Consider the following 6,215-nt stretch of genomic DNA (forward strand, 5'->3'; position numbering starts at 1 on the left):
TGCCGTTGTCGTTTGCGCAGCGGCGGATGTGGTTCATCAATCAGTTCGATGCGTCTTCGGGTGCGTACAACATCGTGGCCGGGTTGCGTTTGACCGGTGACCTCGACACCGACGCCCTGCGCGCAGCTTTCCTGGATGTCGTTGCGCGCCACGAGATCCTTCGCACTGTGTTCCCGAGCATCGACGGTGAACCCGTCCAGTCGATCGAGTCCGCCGAGCTGGTCGACTACCGGTTGGACTGGGCGGAGTCGACGTCATCCGATGAGCTCGTCGAGGCCGCCGGCGTCGGTTTCGATGTCACGCGTGAGTGGCCGGTACGCGTCCGCCTGTTACGTGAGGCCGGAGATCGGCACGTGCTCGTCGTGGTCGTCCATCATATCGCCGGCGACAACGAGTCGGTGCGCCCGTTGGTCCGCGATCTCGTGGTCGCGTACGACGCGCGGCGCCGCGGTGAGACCCCGCAGCTGCCCCCGCTGGCGATCCAGTTCGCCGACTTCGCCGTCTGGCAACGCGACGTCCTCGGCGATGTCGACGACGAATCATCGATTCTGGGACGGCAGCTCGGCTACTGGCTTCGGCAACTCGCAGACCTGCCGGACTTGCTCCGCATTCCGACCGACCATCCGCGCCCCGTCGTGGCATCGATGCGCGGCCACACCATCGCGTTCGAGTTCCCTGCCGAGGTTGTCAAGCGCGTCACGCCTCTTGCGCGCCGGGCGGGGGCCACGCCGTTCATGGTGGTGCATGCCGCGATGTCGGTAGTGCTGTCGCGCTTGGCAGCCGTCGACGACATCGCCATCGCCACGCCGGTTGCCGGTCGCGGAAGGTCTGAGATCGACGAGACCATCGGTATGTTCGTCAACACCCTGGTGCTGCGAACCGCGGTCGACCCGGCACGGAGCTTCGACGACTTGCTCGCCGACACCCGCGGAGTGGACCTCGACGCGTACGCGAACGCCGACGTCCCGTTCGAATACCTCGTCGAGAAACTGAACCCCGCGCGTTCGGAGGCGTTCGCACCGCTCGCGCAGGTAATGCTCAATTTCGTCGACGACACACCGTCGACCGCTTCCATCCCGGGACTGTCGGTCGAGCCGGCTGAGACCGGCGATCATCCTGCGCAGCTCGACCTCGCGCTGGAGATCCGCGCGTCCGAACAGAACTGGGCGGGTTCGATCACGTACGCCACCGACCTCTTCGAGGAGACCGGGATCCGGGTCTTCATCGACCGGTTGATCACAGTGCTCGACACCGTGACCGCCGATCCGGCCCTTCCGGTCGGCGACGTGTCGGTGGCAGTGCCGGCCGATGACGACAACGAGATCACGGCACGCGGTGACATCGCCGAGATCGACACCGCGGCGATGTGGGACCGGGTCTCGGAGCTGAGCCGGCTGACGCCCACGGCGCCGGCCGTCGTTCTCGACGATCGGGTGCTCGACTACGCCGAGTTCGCGGCCCGGGTGTCAATACTGGCTCGGACACTCCTCGGCCATGGAGTTGGCGCGGATGTCGCAGTGGCGCTGTGCTTGCCGCGCTCCATCGAGATGGTGATCGGTATCCATGCCGTCAATGCCGCAGCGGGACAGTACGTTCCCGTCGACCCGGCGGCACCGTCGGAGCGTATCGAGTACATCTTGTCCACCTCGGGGGCAGGCCTCGTGCTGACGCTCGCGGGGGAGCTGCCCGCGGCGTTGAGCGCACTAGAGGGCATCACTGTGATCGAGATCGACGCCGGCGCCGAGATCGACTCTGACGCACCCCTGATCGCGAGTGCTGACCTCCCAGTGTCCTCGCGCGAAGCCGACCGCGCCGCGTACACGATCTTCACGTCGGGTTCGACGGGCCGTCCGAAGGGCGTGACGGTCAGCCATCGATCGCTGTCGACCCACCTCGCCTACGACCAGTGGCGCTACGGCTTCACCGCCGACGACGTCGTCCTCCAGGTGCTGGAGTACACCTTCGACCCGTCGGTGCTCGAGTTCTTCCGGCCGCTGCTCGCCGGGGGCACCCTGGTCGTGACCGCCCCGGGCGGACACCGGGACCCGCAGTACCTTGCCGAGGTCATGCGGGCGCGACGGGTGACCTCCGCGATCTTGGTGCCGTCGCTGTTGTCGGTCTTCCTCGAGGTCGTCGACCGCGAGCAGCTCACGCAGCTCACGCGTCTGCGGCTGGTGCACACCGGTGGCGAAGCCCTGCCAGAGGCTCTGGCGCGACGCTTCCACGAGGCGTTGCCAGGAGTGAGCCTGCACAACCAGTACGGTCCCACCGAGACGACCATCTACTCGACCGTTGACCACGTCGAACGACACTCGCACGTGACCATCGGACGGCCGGTGTGGAACACACGCGCACACGTGCGCGACGCGCGCCTGCGGCCCGTCCCGCCGGGCATCGTCGGCGAGCTCTACCTAGGCGGCGCCTGGTTGCCCGTGGTTATGCGTCGCGTCCCTCGCTGACGTCGGAACGGTTCGTCGCCGATCCGCTAGGAGAGCCAGGCGCGCGTCTGTACCGCTCGGGCGACCTCGTCCGCTGGAACAGGGACGGCCGCCTGGAGTATGTCGGACGCAGTGACTTCCAGGTGAAACTGCGCGGACAGCGGATCGAACTCGGCGAGATCGAGGCGGTGCTGGCCGCGGCGCCGGGGGTCGTGCACGCGGCGGTCACCGTCGCGTCCGCGCCGGGTGGCGGAGAGTTCCTCGCAGCCTTCCTCGCTGCCGGCCCCAGCGAATCGGTCGATGTGGCCGTCGTCCAGGCAGCTGCGGAGGAAACCCTACCCGAGTTCATGCGACCGGCGTCGTGGAACGTCGTAGACGAGATGCCCCTGACATCGGCGGGCAAAATCGACCGAAAAGCATTGCCGGAAGCCCGTTTCGACAGCGCAGAAGAGGTCGCCCCCGAGAACCCGACCGAGCAGCTGATCGCCGAGGTGATGGCCGGTCTGCTGGGACGCCCGACCGTAGGGGTGACGGAGTCGTTCTTCGCGCTCGGTGGCGATTCGATCATGTCGATCCAGCTCGCCGCGTTGTTGCGCGCCGCGGGATTCGCGGTCCGTCCACGGGACATCTTCGAGCACAAGACCGTTCGCGCCCTCGCTGCTGTCGCCATGAGCGGGGCAGGGCAGACGCTCGCCGAGTTGCCCGGCGGCGGGACCGGTGCCGTGCCGCTTCTGCCGGTCGCACGCTGGATGCTGGAACGCGCCGACGCGCCGACGGACTACGCCGCTTTCGCCCAGGCGATGGTCGTCGGGATACCGGCGGGCATCCCGCATTCCGACATCGTCGACGTCCTCACCGCGCTGATCGCCGCTCACCCGATGCTGTCGGCCAGGTTGGTCCACTCCGAGTCCGGCGTACCGCATCTCTTGGCCGGCGAGGCATTCGATGCGAAGGCCGCTGTCGAGGAGCAGATCGTCGACGCGGTGCCGGGCACGACCGAATTCGAAGCCGCGGTCCACGCGGCGCACCGTGACACCATGCTGCGCCTGGACCCCGAGAGCGGTGCGATGGTCCGCTGTGTCGTCCTGCGGCCGGCCGACGGTGGGAACGGCCGGATGGTCGTCACCATCCATCATCTCGTGGTCGACGCGGTCTCCTGGCAGACCGTTGTCGCCGACCTGGTCAACGCGGGGGCGCAGCGCGCCCGCGGGGAGGAGATCTCGTTGCCCGCCGAGGGCACATCCATGCGCCGTTGGGCTGCGGCGATCGCTGATCTCGCCACCGCCCGCGCCGACGAGGCCGCGCTCTGGGACCGCATGTTGCCGGACACCGACACCCCCGTACTGGCGCCGATCGACCGCGACCGTGACCGCGACCGCGCTCTGCGAGATGTGGTCTCGCGTATACCGGCCCGCATCGCCGAGCCGGTCCTCGTCGACGTGCCGGTGGCGTTCCGCACCCGCGTCAACGACGCGTTGCTGGCGGCACTTGGTAGTGCACTCGCCCGTTTCCGGGCCGAGCGCACGCCCGGAACGCCGTTGACCAACCTGACCGTGCTCGTCGAGGGGCACGGACGCGAGGAGCACGTCGCCCCGGGCGCAGATCTCACCCGCACAGTCGGGTGGTTCACCGGAATCGCGCCGGTGACCTTCCCGGTGACTGCGTCGACGTCCGACGCTTCGGTCGTCGGTCTGGTCAAGGGTGTGAAAGAAGCGCTGAACGCGTTGCCCGACAACGGCATCGGTTTCGGCGTGCACCGCTACCTCACTCAGGGTTCACCGGTCGCCGACCGCCCGATGCCCGAGGTCACCCTCAACTATCTGGGGAACGTGGCCGAATCGTCTGCGGACGCCACGGACGTGTCCTCGGATGTCGCATTCCTCCCAGCCGCGGAGCGGTACCTGCTGCCCGGCACGGTCAACGGCGGAATGGTCGTACCGGGCAACCTCAACGCGAACATCTCGACCGTGAGCACGGCAGACGGACGTGAGCTCGAGGTCGCGTGGAGCCATTCGCCGTCGGCAGTGTCCGACGACGAGATGCAGAAGCTGGACAGGTATTTCCTCGAGGCGCTCTCGGCGATTGCCGACGCGGTCGCGTCGTCGGGGGATGTGGGTTACTCGCCGTCCGACATTCCCGCCGCGAATCTCTCGCAGACCGATATCGACCGGTTGGCGGCTGAACACCCGGGTGCGAAGCTCTGGTCGCTCTCACCGTTGCAAAAGGGTCTGCTGTTCCAGGCCGAACTGGCGACGGCCGGCGACGAAGTCGACGTCTACGTGTCGCAGTCGGTCATCGGCGTCGCCGGGGACGTCGACGAAATGCGCCTTCAGCGAGCGGCCGATGCGGTCACACGGCGACACGCTGCACTTCGTTCTTCGTTCTTCCGAGCCGAAAGCGGCGAACCGGTAGTCGTGGTCCGTTCCTCGGTCAGCACGCCGATCGGTGTCGAGGACCTCTCGGAGCTCTCCGATGACGACGCGAGTGCGCGGCTCGATGCATTGGTGGACCGCGAGTACACCCGCCCCTTCGATCTGAGCCGTGCGCCGCTGCTGCGGTTCCTGCTTGTGCGGATGCCGGGTGGCAGGTGCGCTCTGGTGTTCACCAACCATCACATCATCATGGACGGTTGGTCTGCGCCGCTCGTGCTCGCCGACCTAGTATCGGTTTACCGAACCGGTACCACGGTGACCGACGCCGGCGTCTCGAAGGGCGCCGAGTTCGCCGACTACCTGCGATGGCTCGCGTCGCAGGACTCGAACGCCGGTCTGCGGGCGTGGCAAGAGGTCCTGGCACCGCTGGAAGAGCCGACGATCGTGGGGTCGAGCCGACCGGGAGCGCAGGAAGCACTGCCCGGGTCGACCCACTTCACCCTGGATGAGCGCCGAGTACTCGAGTTGAATGCGCTGGCGCGTTCGCTTGACGCCACGGTGGCCGAAGTGGTCCAGTTTGGTTGGGCCGTCCTCCTCGCACGTGTCAGCGGTACTCCGGTTGTGTCTTTCGGAGAGACGGTCTCGGGTAGGCCGTCGGTGCTGGAAGGCATCGATCGGGCAGTCGGGCTGTTCATCAACACGATTCCGGTGGTGGCCGAGGTCGACCCTGGCGTCCGTGTCGCGGATGGTATTCAGGCACTGCACTCCTCGAAGCTGCGTGTCCTCGATCACCAGCACATCGGACTGTCGGAGATCTTGCAGGTCTCACCGTTTGACGGTCTCTTCGACACGCTCTTCGTGTTCGAGTCCTATCCGATCCAGCTCGGCGAAGCCGCCGCTGCCGACCGGTCCGCGGATCTGCAGATCGACGACGTCGAGATGAAGGACGCCACCCATTACGCCATGACCCTCGAGGTCTCGCCGATCGGTGGGGAGCTTCGTCTGACACTCAAGTACCGTCCTGCCCACGTGTCCCGGGCCGCGGCTGAGACTTACATGACGATGCTCGAGCGGATTCTCGCCCAGGTGCCCGACCCGGGTCTGCGGGTGGACGATATCCGCGTCCTCGACACCGACGAAGCAGGCACGGTTCTGGCGGTGTCGACGGGTGAGTCGCGGGAGTTGGTGCCGGAGACGGTTGCTGATGTGTTGGCGGCGGGTGTGGCTCGTGATCGGGATGCGGTGGCTCTGGTGTTCGAGGGCCGGTCGGTGTCGTATGGCGAGTTGTCTGATCGTGTGGCGGTGTTGGCGCGTGCGTTGATCGATGCCGGTGTGGGTCCGGATGTGGCTGTGGGTGTGTGTGTTCCGCGGTCGGTGGACATGGTTGTGGCGATTCATGCGGTGG

The 6,215-nt window shown here is 67.0% G+C and carries 2 protein-coding genes; both read left to right on the top strand.

What is annotated here, in order from left to right; genetic code table 11:
- Positions 1-5: 5 nt before the first annotated feature.
- Positions 6-2,459 (top strand): condensation domain-containing protein, encoded by a 2,454-nt coding sequence (locus BJF87_RS20240; RefSeq protein ID WP_262339076.1) that lies wholly within the window; start codon positions 6-8, stop codon positions 2,457-2,459.
- A gap of 122 nt (positions 2,460-2,581) precedes the next feature.
- A partial coding sequence (locus BJF87_RS26960) for a condensation domain-containing protein (protein ID WP_262339075.1) occupies positions 2,582-6,215 on the top strand: 3,634 nt, incomplete at its 3' end.

Source organism: Gordonia sp. CNJ-863 (genome assembly GCF_001942325.1).
Lineage (GTDB): Bacteria > Actinomycetota > Actinomycetes > Mycobacteriales > Mycobacteriaceae > Gordonia > Gordonia alkanivorans.